Origin of the sequence: Bacteroides acidifaciens (genome assembly GCF_903181435.1) — a bacterium.
Taxonomy (GTDB): domain Bacteria; phylum Bacteroidota; class Bacteroidia; order Bacteroidales; family Bacteroidaceae; genus Bacteroides.
This window is the reverse complement of record NZ_CAEUHO010000001.1, coordinates 915,771-934,562: the sequence shown is the minus strand read 5'-3', so window position 1 is coordinate 934,562 and position 18,792 is coordinate 915,771. Positions and strand designations below refer to the sequence as shown.

The window sequence follows — 18,792 nt, the reverse complement described above, 5'->3', positions numbered from 1 at the left end:
ATGGATAAACAACTAATTGCCGAACGTTTCTCTAAAGCCATTCCCACTTATCCGCAGGAAGCAAACGTACAGCGGCAGATTGCAGATAAAATGATTCACCTGCTTACAGAACACATATCCTTTCCCTGTTCTAAAGTAATTGAATTCGGATGCGGTACGGGCATTTATTCCCGGATGCTGCTTCAGGCTCTTCGACCGGAAGAATTATTCCTAAACGACCTTTGCCCGGAAATGAAGTACTGCTGTGAGGATATATTAAGAAAGAAACAGGTTTCCTTTCTTCCGGGTGATGCAGAAACCGTTCCTTTCCCTGCTGAAAGCACATTGATCACTTCCTGCTCGGCTCTGCAATGGTTTGAATCTCCCGAAAACTTCTTCAAAAGATGTAATGCTTTGCTCAACAACCAAGGCTATTTCGCTTTCAGCACTTTCGGGAAAGAGAATATGAAAGAAATACGAGAGCTAACAGGAAGCGGACTCACTTATCGTTCACGGGAAGAGCTTATAACAGCCTTGTCGACTCACTTCGACATACTCCATTCGGAAGAAGAACTGATTCCTCTTTCATTTGATAACCCACTAAAAGTACTTTATCATTTGAAGCAGACAGGAGTAACCGGAATATCCGGCACATCTTCCCAACAACTGCGGACACGTCGTGACTTGCAGTTATTCAGCGAACGTTACACCCAAGAATTTACCCAAGGCACTTCTGTGTCCCTAACCTATCACCCTATTTATATCATCGCAAAAAAGAAAAAAGTATGAAACAGAATGTATATTTCGTAAGCGGTATCGACACAGATGCCGGGAAAAGCTATGCCACCGGTTTTTTAGCCCGTGAATGGAACAAGAACGGACAACGTACCATAACTCAAAAATTCATCCAAACAGGAAACATCGGTCATTCCGAAGATATAGACCTGCATCGTCGTATCATGGGAATCCCCTTTACAGAAGAAGACAAAGAAGGACTGACCATGCCGGAAATTTTCTCTTATCCCGCCTCTCCGCATCTCGCTTCCCAACTGGATAACCGCCCCATTGACTTCGACAAAATCAAACGTGCTACGGAAGAATTGAGTGAACGATATGATTGTGTCCTGCTCGAAGGCGCAGGCGGTTTAATGGTTCCATTAACGACAGAGCTTTTGACAATAGATTACATTACCCAAGAAAACTATCCGCTTATCTTTGTTACTTCCGGCAAATTGGGAAGCATCAATCATACGTTGCTTAGCCTTGAAGCTATACAAAAGCGCGGTATTGTATTGGATACTGTACTTTATAATATGTATCCTACCGTAAAAGATAAAACGATTCAGAATGATACGATGAATTTTATTCAAAACTGGTTGAAGAAGTATTTCCCGGATACGAAGTTTATATTGGTTCCGGAAATAAAAGAGTAGCAGCACAAGTTATTTCACTCAACAACAATCGTACTTATTTGTGGATTATGGCTGTCATATGTAACCTTTACGGGATACATAGAGCCATAATCCTTTATCTTTTGTATTAAATCTATTTACCGTACCAACCCAAGTGAGACGTTTGTTTGTTATACTCATAACAAATGAACGTCTCACTTAAAAAAATAAGACTATTATGACCTTGATTCTTGCTATCATTCCGGTACACTATTAATCATATTAATGGCATTCATTGGTTGAAACAAAGTGTTTCATTGCTTGAAACAAAGTGTTTCGCACCAGGAAACAAAATGTTTTATTGTTTGAACCAAGTCATTAACTGCATAGATTCTGCAAGTTACTTATACCGTATGATATATCACTTCATGCGCTTCCGTCAGTTGAGGAACCTCCAGTTTATCCAGCATCTTATCCAATACGGATTCGGGAAGTGCATATTCCCTGTTCTTATTCTGTTGACGCCAAATGTGATACGGCTGTTCCAGATAGACAATCTTTACTTTTGCGCCATAATCCACAAACAAGTCTATCAGTTGCGCCCGCATCTGACGGGTAATGTTTGTTGCATTCCAAACAAAATCCTGCCCTTTGCGAAGATATGTCCGGGCTTCTTCCTTTGCCGTTTGCACTACCCACCCGTTTGCTGATTTGTCCGTAGGGCTCAATTTGTGCTTTCGACGAATGGCATCCAGACTCACCACCGGCATATCCATGCCGGAAGATTGGATATAATAATCTTTCCCCATTCCCGGAAGCCCTGACAACATCGTGACTTCACATTTAAACTGTTCGTGGGGGATATAATCAATATAACCGCCTTCTGTATGGAAGTAATAAAAGCGTGCATAATCAGTGGCAAACTCTCTCGGTTTGTTCCAACAATCCTGTTCGCGGCAGAAAATCTCAAATAGTTCCACAGCTTCCAATAACTCTTTTTTATCGTCACAGATACGTCCCCTGACATCGGCTTCGGACAGCATCTTCAATAATGATGTATCTACCCGTAAAGAAGCCTCGCAGAGCTTTTTTACAGAGTCCGGCTTTTCCATCAGCCAAATGGGTAGCCCATGATAACGGACTAAAGAAGCAATCTGTTCCCGGATACGGAAGGGGGCGGGACAATCCCGATACAAAATAGTACGGGCAGTGTATTCCCCTTTGCGGGCGTGCCCTTTGGCAGACACTCTCCCCTCTCCCTCATCCACAGAGGTCGAACGTTTCTCCACATCATGCAATAATGCGGCTGCCCATACCATTTCTTTCTCCAAAGCAGAAAGAGACTGATAAGCAACAGATTGCTGCAATGCTTCCAGCACCATACGGGTATGTACCGCTACATTCCCTTCCGCATGATAACGAGTATCCTGCGGAACGGTATTCATTTCGCGCACCCACTCGAACTGTTGTTCGAGTGAGCTCCACGATTTATCTTCTATCAATTTCCAATCCATAACTTATTCCTCCTTTTTATTAGCAAATTCCCAGGTAAGCCGGGCACGCTTCCAGTTACGCGTCCAATGCTCATCTGTCTTGACGTGCCCTTTCCGCACATACTTAAATACATTCTGCGCAAATCCACTTACCGGATACTCTTCGATATTACGGCTGACTACCCCTTCACGGGTACAAGCCTCTTTTGTCCACGGGTCGCAAGAACCGAAGACCGACGGTTCTTGTGACATACGGATGATTTCCTGTTTCAGAAGCTCCGGCGTCAAACCGGAAACAGGCTCTATCTTCAACTCCGGGACAGTAGGAAAATCAAATAAAGCCGCATAGAACTTCACTTCTTCCCATGACAGCCACTGGTCCATACAACGAACCGCAAACACATAAAAATGCGTTTCCAACCGCTGATATTCAATAGAATGTACGGCATACAGATTCTCTCCGAAGATTTCTATATCGCCTAAATCATTCTTTATCAGCTCCCAACGTTCACGCAATTGCCTCGTCCACGGTGAAGTGGTCGGTGCAGCATGCGAACGGGCAAAGACACCCCACTGGCTCAAACAATTATTCTCTCCATCCAACTTTTCGGTATGTACCAATGTCCCAATCTGTTGGATGTCCTCCCAATACGTATGATTAATCCGGTCATCACTAGTCGTTCCGGGAGAGAACGGATAGTGATAGGTACGACCATATTTCTCTGATATCATTTTCTTCTTCTTTTTTAATTAATTACTAAATTCTTAAATCGCACAGCTAGATGAGCGACTCTTGAATCACTTTCACCGGATTTCCCCGTTGAAGATGATTATGGTTACTCCAATTCTCCTGTGCCTGAATCATGGCTTGTTCCATTGTCCAGGACGAGAGCTTCACCAGCAAGCGTTCCGTAGCCAATTTCTTGTTCTGCCATTGCGAGCGTTGGTCAGAAGCTACCACACTCATCCCTGTCGGGATATGCACTGCACGGACAGCAGACTCTGTTTTATTGACGTGTTGCCCGCCCGGACCGGAAGCCCGCAGGGTTTCATAACGGAAATCATGCTCCGTTGCCTCCTGACTTTCAGACAGGACAAAGGAATGTACGCCGACAAACCAATTCTTACGCTTATGATAAATGCGGTACGGGCTTTGGGCAATCCATTGCACCGTTCCTTCCCATTCATCAACCAATTCGCCGCTAGCCGCACCTTGAAGAGAGATTGTAGCCGAAAGCAGTGTCCGGTTCACCGGACCTGTTTCCCGTTCTATCATCTCTACTTTCAATCCTTTCGCCTGTGCCTGTCTCACTATTCGTTCAAGCACCAATGCCACCACCCGGCAACACTCCGCAGGTCCCCTGCCGGAAGTTATCTGCAAATAGACTTTCTCTTTCATCGGCATCACTCCTTATTCATTCGTACGATACGAGGCATAAATCTACCCTGTACTTCCACCAGCGTCTCCTGTGTATGCATCACCCGGTCGATGTCCTTGTATGCCAACGGCATTTCTTCCACACTTCCACCAATCAAGGTCACTCCGGCTTGCGACAACATCTTTTTCAAAGCCGATTGCGTAAAGCTGTCCTTCGCCTTTTGACGGGACATGGCTCTACCTGCACCGTGAGAAGCAGAATTCAAAGCGTCTTCCACTCCCTTGCCACAAACGAGGTATCCTGCCGTAGCCATGCTGCCGGGAATCAATCCCGGTTGTCCTTCTTGTGCCGGAGTAGCCCCTTTGCGATGCACGATTGCCATACGTCCCGGAGCAATCTCTTCCTTCCAGGCAAAGTTGTGATGATTGTTGACATTGGCAAGCGGCTTCAATCCCAATGCTTTCGCCAGGTTCAGATGAATCCGTTCGTGACAGGCACGGGCATAGTCGCCTGCCAGGTTCATGCTCATCCAATACTCCTGCCCTGCTTCGGAATCCAAGTCCAGCCAGGCGAAATGCTGCGCTTCACGGGGAAGCCGGCATACTTCACGCGCCAACAGGCTGTAATGTTTAGCAATGGCGGCTCCCAGTCCGCGCGAACCGGAATGCGACAACAAAGCCACATAATTCCCTTCGGGAAGATTCAACACATTATGCTCTTGCAGAGCAATTTCTCCAAACTCCACAAAATGGTTTCCACCACCGGAACTTCCAAGCTGGCGTACCGCCTTTCCCCGCAAATCCCTCAATAAAGGAGTCAGCCGGAATTCTTCCCTGTCCAACACTTCATGTTCCTGCTCAAAGCCCAATCCGCCGTCCATACCGAAATGGGTGAAATCCTTCAAGGCTTCCTTCATCTGATACGAATACCGTTTCAAGAAATCCGCACCGGCATCAAATACCGTCAGGCTCATCCGGCAGCCGATGTCGACTCCTACGGCATACGGAATCACCGCACTGTCCGTGGCAAGCACCCCGCCGATAGGCAATCCGTAGCCGGCATGGGCGTCGGGCATCAATGCTCCGGCTACCGTCACAGGCAGACGCATCGCCAGGTTCATTTGTTGTTTGGCGAGCGTCTCAATGAATTTTCCCCCGTAGGTTTTATACATCAGCGGCTCGTCCGATAAATCATAAGCCCTAAAGTCCTTCGCTATCACAGTGGGCGAAAGGCGTTCGGCGAGCTTATTCCAAATTTCGTTGTTTTTATAAGATTCGGGATGTTCGAGTATATCACCCAATGTCTTTTCAATCTGTTCTTTGGTGGCATGTTTGCAATGTTTGCTTACAATATCCACTACCAGACTACGAGCTACATTATCCCGGTATCCCAGTTTACTTAAATCTTTTAATCGTATTCCCATACTTTTTTTCTGTTCGCATACAGCACTCCCTGTCCGCCTCATCGGCAGCAGACAATGTAATACACGGTATAACCAATGCTTCGGAAACGGATACAAAACATCCATTCACAGCATTGAAGTGAATTATTTAAAAAATAAAAAATGTGATTGCAGGACTAATCAACCATTACCGCATAATAGTAGAATTGCGGTAAGCGTAAGAAAACAAAAAGTTGCAAAGCCTCATCTTCCCGACGAGACAACTTAGTCCTAATTTGAAAATATTATTGTTCCAGCATAATTTATACCCTTTCCAACTATTTTAAAGGGTGAATACTCATTTTATCGCAGCAAAAGTAATGCTTATTTTCTTCTCTACCAAAGAATAAAAGACATTTTTTAGCATTCGATAACCATTAGTGGGAAATTTAGCCAAGTAATCCGGGGAAATTGCCATTTCGCAAGAACTGTAATCCCCCTATCTTTGCATCAGAGAAAACAAATAAAGAAATAGAGTATGAAACTAATGAAAGGTCTATTGAGTGCTTTTGCTATTGTACTGATAACGACAGCTTGCGCAGGAAACAGTGGAGAAAATAAAAAGAGTAATGAATCAACAAAGGAGAACAGTAATATGAAAGTAGTAGCATTGAATAAAGCAGATTTTTTAAAGAAGGTATATAATTATGAAGCCAATCCGAACGATTGGAAGTTTGAGGGCAAACGTCCGGCAATTGTAGATTTCTACGCAACATGGTGCGGGCCGTGTAAAGCACTGCATCCTATTCTTGAAGAACTGAGCAAAGAATATAGCGGTAAAATAGACATCTATCAGATTGACGTAGACCAAGAAAAGGATTTGGCTGCCGCATTCGGCATCCGTAGCATCCCCACCCTATTGATGATTCCGATGAATGAAAAGCCAAGAATCACGCAAGGGGCCTTGCCTAAAGACCAGTTGAAGAAAGCAATCGATGAATTCCTGTTGAAATAAGATAACAAAACCAAGCAAATATGTCATGACGTTTTCTTAAAGTCCCTTTGTTATCACCGGAAGTCCGAAGAAGCCTTTCTGTAAAGTCAATTTCTTTGTTTTGCCTTTCCGTGCCTTGTTATAGGTAGAGAGTGATACGTGCAACGTTTCTACAGTTCCGTTCTCAAAAGCCACCTGTAGATAGTATTCCTTACGCACGCCATCCGGCACATAACGCCGCTTACCTACCCGGCGTGTTTTCTTATGCGTCTCCTGATACTTCTTCTGTACGACAACCGTTTCTTCTTGCGTAGAAGAAGGGTCCGCCAAAAAATAGTTGCCTGTAAGAAATAAAGCATAGCTGATAGTGCCCACACATATCAGATGACACAAAAGATTGACCGTTTTATTATCCCCTGCCGTCAGCCATGCCCATTTTTTATAAAAAGGAAATGTAGCGATAGCTATCATTGCTGCCACTCCGACAGGTATCCACCACTCTGTCAATGTATCTTCATTAATAGCATAACCAATGCCCCACGAAATAAGAAGCACAAAGAGCATTAGAACACGAAGTATCTTAACAAATATATTTTTCATGATATTACAGTGTGTATTGATTTGCAAATATACAAAAAAGGAGCATACTAGAACCCTTTTGAATAGAAGGAAAGTAAAGGGCATAAAAAAAGGCTATCTATCCCAGACAGCCAATCTTTTTTGTTAACCTTAAATCTAATACTATGAAAAACACATTGCAAAGATACGGACTTTCTGCATATCTCCAAATTTTCGGAGCAAAGCGGCGCATCTTATAACATGGTTTAATAAAAGCAATAGACTCGTTAACATTTAACATAAATCTATCGGATATTAACGAATACCCGATGGAGTGATTCAGAGATTATTCATATCGTAAAGAACGGGCAGGTTTGCTCATTATTATCTTCATGGTCTGGAAAGCTACCGTTACGAATGAGATAAACAGCATCAGCAATACAGGCACAATAAAGAACCACGCTTTCAAATCCGTACGGAAAGCGTAATGGCTCAACCAGGCATTCATACTAAACCAAGCTATCGGAAGGGCAATGACAACCGCTATCAGAATCAACTGGAAGAATCCCTTGACCAACTGATAGAAGAGTGTCCAACGGGAAGCTCCGAGGACTTTGCGTATTCCCATTTCTTTGGTACGTGTGGAACATGAAAACATGACCAATACCCAAAGTCCCAGACAGGAAATGAAAATTGCCAGTCCGGTGAAAGAGCCAATCATCACACCAAATACTTCATCCTGGCGATACTGGTGGTCGAAGAACTGGTCAAGGAAGAAATAGTCGAAACTGGAATCCGCAAAATATTGGTTCCAAATCTCATGTACCTGCGATACCAGTTCACGAGGGTCGCCGGAAGTCATCACGATAGAGATATAACGTTGTGGCAGCCAGCCAATCTTATCTTTATGAATCAGCATGATAGGTGTATAGTTCTTACTCAATGCCTGTTGATGATAATCTTTCACCACTCCGATAATCTGCATTGGAGCATCGGTACATTCAACGGTCACCAACTCCCCTATCGCCTCATCATTAGATGTGAAACCCAGGTTACGTACAGCCGTTTCGTTAATCACCAGTTTATCTACATCGTCTCCATAATCTTCCGAGAAACTTCTTCCGGCTACAACTTGCAATCCATAGGCATCCACATAATCGGGGTCACAGGCAAGCATCTCATACAGGCGATTCTGCTTCAGGGCATCGTTGGTACGGCGGTTGGAAAGAAAGGTCGCCACTTCCTCGCCCGGCACTGCACCGGAAAAAGTGACCCGATGTACCAACGGAAGACGTGCAATCGTCTTTTTCATCGCTTCCAGTTTCGTATTCAGCCCTTCGGTATGACCGGGGAACTTGACCACCAATGTCTGATTCGTCTTAACTCCCAAAGACTGGCTACGCATAAAGTTCAATTGCGCAAAGACAATCAATGTGCCGCAAAGCAATATCATCGAAGCCATATACTGAATGATAACCAATACTTTCCGTGTCCGTTCGCCGGATTTGCTATGCAGGAATTTTCCTTTCAATAACGTAATCGGTTTCCGGTTCAGCAAAGCCAGTGCCGGATAATATCCGGAAAGGAATATCCCGGCGATGAATACAAGAACCAATAGAATCCACCAATAATCCATCAGCCAAACGGAGAAAGTAACGGTACGGCCTACCAGTTGGTTAAAGTACGGAAGAATCAGTTCTATCAATCCTACGGCGAGTACAAAAGCTATCAGGTTCATCACTAATGCCTCAAACAGGAATTGGTGAATCAACTGCTTGCGGAAAGCTCCCACTACCCGCCGCACTCCTACTTCTTTGGCACGCTCCATCGAACGGGCTACGGTGAGGTTTATATAGTTTATCCATGCAATAGCTAAAATAGCAATGGCAGCGAAAATTAAAGCAATCATCGAAGAACGGTTTCCCTTTGTCTCCGCTTCATATCCTACCTGCGGGGTGAGATGTATATCCGCCAAAGGCATTAAAGACACTCCCCATATCTTGTTTTTCAACGCTTCATCCGTCTTGTACTTTTCCGCCATTACGGGAAATTTTTTCTCTATTTCCGCTTTCCTTTCAGGAGAGTCGAGCAAGACATAGGTATAAGCCTCGTGCTTGTACCAATATTCCTGTACATACTTGGGCAGAGACTTATACGAAATCAGAAAACTGTAATGTATATGTGAATTTGAAGGCATTTCTTTCATCACTCCGGTCACTTCACATGATATTTTATCGTATGCTCCGGTAAAGACGAATATCTTTCCGATAGGGTCTTCGTCCTTGAAATATTTGCGGGCGATGCGTTCGGTAATTACCACTTGCCCCGGCATGGAGAGACAGGTTTTCTTATCGCCTTTCAGAAGTTCGAAATCGAAAAGGCGGAAAAAGCCGGGTTCAGCATAGGCTATCTGATTCTCCCGCAAGGTCAGTTCACCGTATTTCACTATTTGTTCCGGTTGAAACAGGGAACCGATACGGGCATAATCCTCTATTCCGGCAAGGTTCTCTTTCATAGCCGAACCATATCCGAAGGAGCTGCTTGCCCAGTAGTCGGTCAGCACCTCCCCTTCGTGGAACGTACTTTGCACCCGATAGATACGGTCATATTTCGAATGCATTTTATCAAAACTGAATTCAAAGGTCACATAGGTAAGAATCAGCAGTGCCGACGCCATGCCAATCGCTAGTCCGAATATATTAATGAAACTGAACCTTTTCCGTTTCATCAGATTCCGCCAGGCACTATTCCAATAATTTCCTATCATACGGTTTCTTTTTTAGATGACGTGTTCTTTTCCAGCGGGCGGTTGATGTTTTCGGCTACAATCTGTCCGTCCAGCAATTGAATGACACGATGTGCGTACATAGCATCCCGTTGGGAATGGGTAACGATGATAACAGTAGTTCCCTGACCGTTCAGTTCGCTCAGCAGTTCCATTACTTCCACACCGTTCACCGAGTCCAGATTTCCCGTAGGTTCGTCGGCAAGAAGCAATTTGCAGTCAGTCACTACAGCGCGGGCAATAGCTACACGCTGTTGCTGTCCGCCGGACAGTTGCTGGGGATAATGGTTGGCACGATGCAGCAGATTCACTTTTTCGAGTACCTTATTTACTTTTTCTTTGCGCTTGTCGGCTTTGACACCTATATAAACAAGGGGCAATTCCACATTCTCATATACGGTCAGTTCATCAATCAGGTTGAAACTCTGGAAGATAAAGCCGAGATTGCCTTTTCTAAGAGCAGTCAGTTGATTTTCGTTCATTTTATCCACCTGTTTCCCTTCAAATAAATAAGAGCCGGAAGTGGGAGAATCGAGCGTACCCAATATATTCAGCAGTGTTGACTTGCCACATCCCGAGGGACCCATTATAGCAACAAATTCCCCTTGTTCCACTTGCAAAGTGACCTCGTTCAATGCTTTAGTCTGCACTTCTTCGGTTGCGAAGAGTTTTGTCAGTTTTTCAGTCTTAATCATAATCAGTTTAATATTTATTAATTATTCATATTTCAAAATACGCATCGGCTTCAGACAGATAATGCGCCATACTTGTTGAAAAACGGTAAGGAACGCAATCAGCATCAGCAACACGAAAGCAGCCGGATATATCCACCAAGGCAACGAAATGTGGAAAGCATACGTTTCCAACCATCCGTTCATCAACACAGCCGACACGGGTATGCCGATGACAGATGCCAACACCGTAAGCAACACCAATTCCTTAGTCAAGATAAAGAACAGACAGGTTTTATTTGCACCGAGCACTTTGCGGATACCTACTTCTTTCAAGCGCGATAAGGTTGAAAACAGTGTCACAATCCATAATCCAAGACATGCCACAAACACCGCAAGCAAAGAAGCACTGGCAAATATCCAACCAAAATTACGGTCTGATTTATATAAGAAAGTATTCAAGTCACTCAAAAAGAAATAAGAGAACAAAGAAGTCGGAAAGTATTCACGATACATCTGCTCGATTTCCGCCAAAGTGCTATCTCCTCCGTCACCTGTCAGGCGGATTGAAATATAAGGTGTCGCAATAAACGGTACCCGCTCTTTCAAAAAGAATATAATAGGTTTGTAAGCTACAGAAAGCGACTGCTGGTGATAGTTTCTCACCACCCCGATTATTTCGAGCGGGTCGCCCACCACCTCCATTTTAACCTGCTGCCCCAATGCAGCTTCGGGCGACTCGTAGCCTAACAACCTGACCGCTTCCTCGTTAAGTACTATCCGGTTGAGGTCGCCGCCGAAATCCTCAGAGAAATACCGCCCGCAAATCATAGCGGGCATGTAGGCAGATAGATAATCATAATCTACGGCAAACATCTGTATCAGTTTCACTTGTGAAGGGTCGCTTCCGTAAGGACGATTGGTGAAATAATTGGCTACCTCCACCCCGGGAACCGCTCCCGAAACGGCTACGTGGCTTACGTCTGCCCGCTGTTTCAGACGCTTGGTGAAACTTTCCAGACGCAACGCCAACCCCTCGGTGAATGAAGGGTACTTAATGACCAACATACGTGAATGAGAATCGGCGGAATCTTCACTCTGCATATAGCACACCTGCCTAACCACCGTAAACGTGCCGGTAATTAGGACAAAAGAAGCCATAAACTGAACCACAATCAGCACTTTCCTTATCCGGTTGCCGCGTTTGCCGTGTAACAATTTTCCCCTCATAATCTCCGACGGACGTATAGTAACCATCAGCCAAGAAGGATAAAGCCCCACGACAAATGTGCCGACAACAACCACTCCGGCTACAATTCCCCAAAAAGCTGGTGAAATCAGTATATCCGACGCGAAGTTCTGCCCTGCCCAGCGATATACAAGAGGTAAAAGGAGTTCCAGCCAACCAAGGGCTATCAACGCAGCCAACAGATTCATAAAACCGGATTCAAGAAGTCCCTGAATTATAATCTGACGGCGCGAAGCACCAAAAACTTTACGCAACCCGAACTCACGTCCGCGTTCCAAGAAACGCGCCACAGTCAGATTCAAGGCATTTGCCCAACCTATCAGTAGCAGGGCAACGGACATCACCAATAGTATAAGAACCGCAGTCCGGCTCCCTTTTACTTCTTTCTCGTAGGCTTTCTGTGGAGTGAGGTGAATGTCTTTCAGCGGTATCAGCTCCACCGCCCAAGTCTTATGTTTCAGTGCATCGGTCTTATACTTATCAGATATATTGAGAAAAGCCTCTTCAATCTCCGCCGGATACTTTCCGGACATCAGACGGACATAGGTGTAAACTCCATGAATGTACCAAATATCCTGCCGTTCTTTGGGAATCGTACTATATGAAAGTAAAAAATCATATTGCAGATGGGAACGGACGGGCATATCTGCTATCACACCAGTTACTTCAAAGTTCTGCTGCGATGAAGACGTACTGAAAGTCAACACCTTGCCTATCGGGTCTTCTTCATCAAAATAACGGTTTGCCGCACTCTCGGTCAGCACCACCGTATTAGGACGTACCAGTTGCCCGGTCTTATCCCCTTTAATTACCGGGAAATTGAATATCTCAAAAAAAGCAGGTTCGGTGTAGCAATAATGCTCTTCGGCAAATCTCCTTTCGAAATAATTCACCACTTGTTCGCGGTCTTGCGCCGTCACACGGACATACTTCTCAATGCCGGCAATTTCACGAGCCATTGCAGGTGCATGACCGTAAGCCGTAGTCGCCCAGTTGTCTGTCAGTGTCTCACCTTCATACAACCGGCTTTCTACACGATATACACGTTCGGAATCATGGAAGGAATCGTAGCTCAACTCCGTCCATACATAAAGTATGATGAGCAGTGCTGTTGCAATACAGACAGACAATCCTGTTATATTTATCAGTGTCAGAGATTTCTTAACCCGCTGACTACGTATTACTTGTGAGAGATAATTTATCATATCATGGAGTTATTTCAGTATCAGTTTCTCGTTATCGCCAAACAGTTCATATCCGGAAACAATCACTCGGTCACCAGGCTTCAATCCTTCAGTAACCTCATAATACTGCGGGTTTTGTCGTCCGATACGGATGGGCTGACGAACAGCAAATTTACCACTTTCATCCACAACATACATCCATCGCCCACCGCTTATTTGGAAAAATCCGCCACGCGGCACCAGAATAGCCTGTGCGGGGTCGCCTAACTGTAGATTAATATGATAAGTTTGCCCTGCACGTATATTCTCCGGTCGTCCGGCAGTGAACTGCAAATCGGTGCGGAACTGTCCTTCTTTTACTTCCGGATAGGGTTTTGTCACCTCCAGTTTATAGCTGGCACCGTCACGTGTAAAGTCGGCCGGCAGTCCGGGTACAACACGCTCCACGTAATGTTCGTCAATCTGTGCCTGCACCTTCAAATCAGAAGTTATAATCTGCCCGATATGCTCGCCTGCCGCTATTGATTGCCCTATCTGTGCATCCAGATTACCTACCTGCCCGTCAATAGGAGCTCTCACTTTCAGGTTCTCAATTCGTTCGCGCACCAGGGCGAGGCTCCGCTTCATATTACGTATGTTCTCATCCAAGCTGTTTACCTGACTTTCACGGAAAATGTTATCCTGCCGAATGCGTTCGTCAATGACCTCCAACTGTTCCTTGGCCGCATCATACTCTTCCTTGGCAAGACGATAATCTTCTTGTGCAATAAGTTGCTCCTTTATCAGACGACTGTATTGTTCGTAACGGCGCTGCTTCACCATCCTGTCTTTATACAGCCCGATGCGCTCTTGTTTCAAACGCAGGCGTTCCTGCTCCATGCTGATACGGGTATTACGGAGTTCATTCTCCTGATAAGCCAAATCCGCTTCACTCTGCATAATGCCAATGTTTAGTAACGGATTGCTGAGACGCAGAATCACGTCGCCTGCCTTCACCATGGCACCTTCTTCTTTCAGGCGTTCTTCCACGCGTCCGCCTTCCACGGCATCCATATAGATAATACGGTTAGGCATTACCTGACCGATGACACGAATATAGTCGTTAAACTCACCGCGAGCAACAGTAGCAATTGTCAGGCGGTCTTTCTCCACAGTCATGAAAGAAGCGGTATCCCTGAATATGAAATATAAGACAATAGCAATGACAAAGGCTATGCCGCCTATTATATATAGGTGTTTGCGGGCAATGCCGGGTTTGCGTTCAATAGGTGTATCCATAAGGAATCAATCAAAATAGGATTATTATAAATTAGTTATTTGAGAAACGTCAATTCTTTTATTCGGGAAGTCTTATTCCTGTTATTCAAGATGTATTAATTCAGCCTTTACAAAAAAGTTCCTTCCCGGTAATATTTCTCCAGTTTCATCATCATCTCCACCTGCAAGCGTACACGAACCAGTTCTGCTTTGGCAGAGATAAAACGATTGCGGGCTTCCATTAACTGAAAGACGGAGATAAGCCCTTCTTCCCACTTTCGTTCGGATTCTTTCAAGACCTGAGTTTCCGCACTCAATTGCTGCAATACCTGTTGATGTTCCGTATAGCCGGCATGCAGGGAAAGAAGGGTTTGCTCAATGTCGGTATATAGCTGCTGCTTCTCCAGTTCTTCTTCATTCTTCAGGCGATACAAGTTCAGTTTCAATTTCCTCTGATTCGTCAGACGTTCAAAGCCGCTCAACAAAGGGAAAGAGATACCGATGCCGATATATTTTCCTATATTATCCCGCAATTGTCTGGCGGAAAATGCAGTGTTATAGAAATTGGAACCTACCGTAAAGCGGGCATACACAGAAGGAGAAAAAGCTCCGCCTGCCATCGCATATTCCTTGCGGGCGGCTTTCTGCTTTAAGCCAATCATACGCATGGCAGGAAGTGTTTCCAACGATTGCCCATACAATGTTTCCGTAGAAGGGAGTGAAAGCAACGGGAGTTTACTCAATTCGGCAATCGTATCCTGAATGACAAGTGTATCGCCCGGTTGAAAGTTCATCAACTGTTCCAGATGCAGCAAAGCCAACCGGCAACTATTGGCACGGGATTGATAACGATATATATCCCCTTCCCTACGGGCTTTCACCTCTTGCAAGTCGGAGACGGATTTCAAACCCAATTCCACAAATGTCTCGGTTTGTTTCAAGTATCGTTCGCTCAACCTGCTTTGTTCCAAAGCCAGATTCAAGAGTCTTCTTTCCAAAACCAGTTTGTAGTAAGCATCCGTCACTTGATAAGCCAGTTCATTCTGCCTGTCTTTCAACTCCCACTCGCTGCGTTCCCGGTTTATTTTCCGAAAACGAACTTGATTGATACGCGAGAAACCTTCAAACAAAGATAAAGTCATGTCAAGACCTACTGTTCCTTCTTCAAAAGTCTTATCCGTATAGTCATTGGTATCCGGGTCTATCGAACGCCCGAATCGCTTCCCTGTTTCTGCGTTGGCTACTATACGGGGAAGGAATGTACCGATAGATGCGACATAATCCGTCCGTGCTTCCTTCATGCCGATAGCACTATTCCGTATAGAAGGATTCTGCTTCCATGCCAAGCGGATACATTCGTCCAAACTCATTGCAGGTTGAGCATACGCAATGGCGGGTAATAAAAACAATAAAAAGAATATATTCCTCATTCTTCAGTATATATGCGATTGTGTTCTACTACGAATAATAAAGCAAACATAATGCCACAATATATAATTCACTGATTACAAAACAGATGACACACGCAACCTTATCATTTCCGTCCAATTTTTAAACACCATAACGTCTAAAAATTGGACGTTATCAAAAAAGAGCCAGCATAAATTGCATACAAACAACAATTATTCAACATTCAAACTCCTATCATTCCTTACGAAGAGCATAGAATAAAGCCATGTTTCAGGAAATCTATCATAAAACGTCTAATTATTGGACACTCCCTTGCAGGAAAAAGCAAAAACGAATATCTTTACCCGAAAACTTAAAGAATCATTCAACCCAGACAGATACCCCCAATCTTACATATATGGAAACCGGAACTATTTTAATAGTAGATGATAATAAAAGTGTGTTGGCTTCGCTGGAACTTTTACTCGAAAATGAGTTCAGTACAGTCCGTACAGCCGCCAATCCTAACCAAATAACAACACTGCTCACCACCACTTCCATTGATATTGTAATCCTTGACATGAACTTCTCGGCAGGCATCAATAACGGCAACGAAGGATTGTACTGGCTGAAACGTATTCACGAAATCCGTCCCACGCTACCTGTGGTGATGCTGACCGCCTATGGAGATGTGGAACTGGCCGTGAAAGCCTTGAAGAACGGAGCTACCGATTTCCTTCTCAAGCCATGGGACAACCGGACACTGGTTCAGAAAATAAAGGAAGCATACAATCATAAATCAAACGGGAAAAGCTCCCCAAAATCAAAAAGCCAAACCGCCGGTTCCGTCAATCCGAACAAACCGGAAATGCTGATAGGACATTCTCCCGCCATGCTGCAATTAATAAAGGTAGTCAATAAAGTAGCCAAGACAGACGCCAATATCCTGATAACCGGAGAAAACGGAACCGGAAAGGAAATGCTGGCAAGGGAAATACACCGCTTGTCACCACGTAATCCCCGCCCAATGTTAAGTATTGACATGGGAGCTATCAGCGAATCCCTTTTTGAGAGCGAGCTTTTCGGCCATGAGCGTGGAGCTTTTACGGATGCCTACGAAAGCCGTCCGGGAAAGTTCGAAGCCGCCAGCGGCAGCTCTCTTTTTATGGATGAGATTGGCAATCTTCCCCTTGCACTGCAAGCCAAATTGCTGACTGTACTACAAAACAGGAATATCACCCGAATCGGAAGCAATAAAGTTGTCCCCGTTGATATACGACTCATTTCCGCCACCAATAAAGACATTCCTGAAATGGTGAAACAAGGATTATTCCGCGAAGACTTATTCTACCGTATCAACACTATCCACCTGGAAATCCCCCCATTGCGGGAACGGGGAGACGACATACTCCTGTTCGTTGAAACCTTTCTCCACCGTTTCGCTTCCAAATACCAACGTCCGGAAATGCGGATGCACGAGCAAACGATAGAGAAACTACGCTCCTACCACTGGCCGGGCAATATCCGGGAGTTGCAACACGCCATCGAGAAAGCCGTCATCTTATGTGAAGGCAACGTGATACGTCCCAAAGACATTCTAGTAAAACAGACATGGAAACCGCAAACCACCAGCACCGTCCCCAATCTGGAAGAAGTGGAAAGGCAAGCCATTGAAACAGCCATCCTGCAAAACAACGGAAACCTGACTGCGGCTGCCGAACAACTGGGAATCAGTCGTCAGACACTCTACAACAAACTAAAACGCTTCAAACCCTGAACTGCATGATATTCAGCCGACACCTCTATTGGATTATACTGTTACACGTCGTGCTTATTCTCGCCACCTCGGGAACAGGCACCTGGCTTATCATCTCACAACGCGGATTTGTGATAGGCACACTATTAATTATCTGCTCCTTCCTCCAAAGCAGCGGACTGGTAAACAAACTGAATTCATTCAACCAAAAACTGCGTATCTTTTTCGACGCCATAGAAGATAAGGACAATATGCTTTACTTCCCCGAACAAAACGTCAGCAAAGAACAGGAAAAACTGAACCGCTCTCTCAACCGCATCAACCTTCTGCTCGCCAAAACCCAATCAGAATACTCCAAACAGGAACATTTCTACCGCTCACTCCTGGAAGAAGTACCCAGCGGCGTATTGGCATGGGATTCTACCGGAAAGATAATCATGGCAAACAGCACCGCCCTTTCCTTATTAGGATGCCAGCAATTAACCCAATACAGGCAACTCGAATCCTTGCTGCAAGAAAAAGGCAGAAAAGAGCATCTCAGCCTTTCGCAAAACCGGATGAAGCTACAAAATGAAACAATTACTCTCCTGTCTATCAAGGACATCGGCGACGAACTTAGTGACAAGGAAAGTGAATCGTGGAACAAATTAAGCCACGTACTCACCCATGAGATAATGAATACCATCGCCCCTATTATCTCCCTGTCACAAACACTGTCCGCTTATCCGGACATCAACGAGAAAGCGGTTCGCGGACTTCGCATCATTCAGGCACAAAGCGAACGCCTGTTACAATTTACCGAATCCTTCCGCCATCTCTCCTACCTGCCGCAACCCGAAAAGAAACAGTTCTCACTTACGGCAACCCTGGAGAATCTCCGTGAACTCTTGTCCGGTGACTTCCAAGAAAGCAATATCACCTTTACACTGACCTGTCATCCCGAAACGATTTATATGAAAGGCGACGAGAACCAACTCTCCCAAGTTCTGCTCAACCTTCTGAAAAACTCCATGCAAGCACTGGAAGGAACGGAAAAAGGAAGTATCAGTATCCACGCACAACAGGACGAACGCATATCCATCGACATTGCGGACAACGGCCCGGGCATCCCACCCGAATTGCAGGAAAAGATATTCATTCCCTTTTTTACCACCAAATCAGAAGGCAGCGGCATCGGGTTGAGTCTCTGTAAACAAATCATCCGCCTTCACGACGGGCATCTCACCGTCAAGGAAAGCTCCCTCGGAAAAACAATTTTTCACATTGATATGCCGCTATAAAACAAACCTTTCCATGCTTTTATGTGTTATTGTGTAAGGAACTTAT

At 44.9% G+C, this 18,792-nt stretch carries 15 protein-coding genes; 5 read left to right on the top strand and 10 right to left on the bottom strand.

Annotated elements, in window-relative coordinates:
* Both bioC and bioD read left to right on the top strand, forming a co-directional pair.
* Complete coding sequence (bioC, locus tag CLIN57ABFB40_RS03680; protein WP_175628938.1) at positions 1-768, top strand: malonyl-ACP O-methyltransferase BioC; 768 nt, start codon at positions 1-3, stop codon at positions 766-768.
* Positions 765-1,412, top strand: coding sequence for a dethiobiotin synthase (gene bioD / locus CLIN57ABFB40_RS03675; protein ID WP_175628937.1), 648 nt, complete (start codon positions 765-767; stop codon positions 1,410-1,412). Before bioC ends, bioD begins: the two co-directional genes overlap by 4 nt.
* A gap of 362 nt (positions 1,413-1,774) precedes the next feature.
* Here the strand turns inward: bioD and CLIN57ABFB40_RS03670 are convergent, their stop codons facing one another.
* The 4 genes from CLIN57ABFB40_RS03670 to CLIN57ABFB40_RS03655 are packed head-to-tail and all read right to left on the bottom strand — an operon-like array spanning position 1,775 to position 5,665.
* Positions 1,775-2,884 (bottom strand): AAA family ATPase, encoded by a 1,110-nt coding sequence (locus CLIN57ABFB40_RS03670; RefSeq protein ID WP_175628936.1) that lies wholly within the window; start codon positions 2,882-2,884, stop codon positions 1,775-1,777.
* 3 nt (positions 2,885-2,887) lie between these two features.
* A complete protein-coding gene (locus CLIN57ABFB40_RS03665; RefSeq protein WP_175628935.1) occupies positions 2,888-3,595 on the bottom strand; it encodes an RNA ligase family protein in 708 nt (235 codons plus the stop codon).
* A gap of 46 nt (positions 3,596-3,641) precedes the next feature.
* A complete protein-coding gene (gene prfH, locus CLIN57ABFB40_RS03660) occupies positions 3,642-4,262 on the bottom strand; it encodes a peptide chain release factor H (protein WP_175628934.1) in 621 nt (206 codons plus the stop codon).
* 5 nt (positions 4,263-4,267) lie between these two features.
* Positions 4,268-5,665, bottom strand: coding sequence for an RtcB family protein (locus CLIN57ABFB40_RS03655; protein WP_175628933.1), 1,398 nt, complete (start codon positions 5,663-5,665; stop codon positions 4,268-4,270).
* Between the two features lie 496 nt (positions 5,666-6,161).
* Here CLIN57ABFB40_RS03655 and trxA point away from each other — a divergent pair, with 496 nt between their 5' ends.
* Positions 6,162-6,638: a thioredoxin gene (gene trxA / locus CLIN57ABFB40_RS03650; RefSeq protein ID WP_175628932.1), complete on the top strand. Its 477-nt coding sequence runs from the start codon at positions 6,162-6,164 to the stop codon at positions 6,636-6,638.
* Positions 6,639-6,674: 36 nt separating this feature from the next.
* Here trxA and CLIN57ABFB40_RS03645 read toward each other — a convergent pair whose 3' ends face one another.
* The 6 genes from CLIN57ABFB40_RS03645 to CLIN57ABFB40_RS03620 form a co-directional block, all read right to left on the bottom strand.
* A complete protein-coding gene (locus CLIN57ABFB40_RS03645) occupies positions 6,675-7,217 on the bottom strand; it encodes a hypothetical protein (protein WP_175628931.1) in 543 nt (180 codons plus the stop codon).
* A 304-nt stretch (positions 7,218-7,521) separates the two neighbouring features.
* Positions 7,522-9,942: an ABC transporter permease gene (locus CLIN57ABFB40_RS03640; RefSeq protein WP_175628930.1), complete on the bottom strand. Its 2,421-nt coding sequence runs from the start codon at positions 9,940-9,942 to the stop codon at positions 7,522-7,524.
* A complete protein-coding gene (locus CLIN57ABFB40_RS03635; protein WP_175628929.1) occupies positions 9,939-10,655 on the bottom strand; it encodes an ABC transporter ATP-binding protein in 717 nt (238 codons plus the stop codon). Before CLIN57ABFB40_RS03635 ends, CLIN57ABFB40_RS03640 begins: the two co-directional genes overlap by 4 nt.
* Before the next feature lie 21 nt (positions 10,656-10,676).
* On the bottom strand, positions 10,677-13,082 hold the full coding sequence (locus tag CLIN57ABFB40_RS03630) for an ABC transporter permease (RefSeq protein ID WP_175630332.1): 2,406 nt from the start codon (positions 13,080-13,082) through the stop codon (positions 10,677-10,679).
* A gap of 12 nt (positions 13,083-13,094) precedes the next feature.
* Positions 13,095-14,342: an efflux RND transporter periplasmic adaptor subunit gene (locus tag CLIN57ABFB40_RS03625; RefSeq protein ID WP_175628928.1), complete on the bottom strand. Its 1,248-nt coding sequence runs from the start codon at positions 14,340-14,342 to the stop codon at positions 13,095-13,097.
* Positions 14,343-14,449: 107 nt separating this feature from the next.
* Entirely contained in the window at positions 14,450-15,751 is a 1,302-nt protein-coding gene (locus CLIN57ABFB40_RS03620; protein ID WP_175628927.1) for a TolC family protein, read from the bottom strand.
* 377 nt (positions 15,752-16,128) lie between these two features.
* On the opposite strand from CLIN57ABFB40_RS03620, the gene CLIN57ABFB40_RS03615 reads away from it, so the two are divergent.
* Positions 16,129-17,487: a sigma-54-dependent transcriptional regulator gene (locus tag CLIN57ABFB40_RS03615; protein ID WP_175628926.1), complete on the top strand. Its 1,359-nt coding sequence runs from the start codon at positions 16,129-16,131 to the stop codon at positions 17,485-17,487.
* Positions 17,488-17,492: 5 nt separating this feature from the next.
* Complete coding sequence (locus CLIN57ABFB40_RS03610; RefSeq protein WP_175628925.1) at positions 17,493-18,746, top strand: sensor histidine kinase; 1,254 nt, start codon at positions 17,493-17,495, stop codon at positions 18,744-18,746.
* The last annotated feature ends 46 nt before the right edge of the window (positions 18,747-18,792 follow it).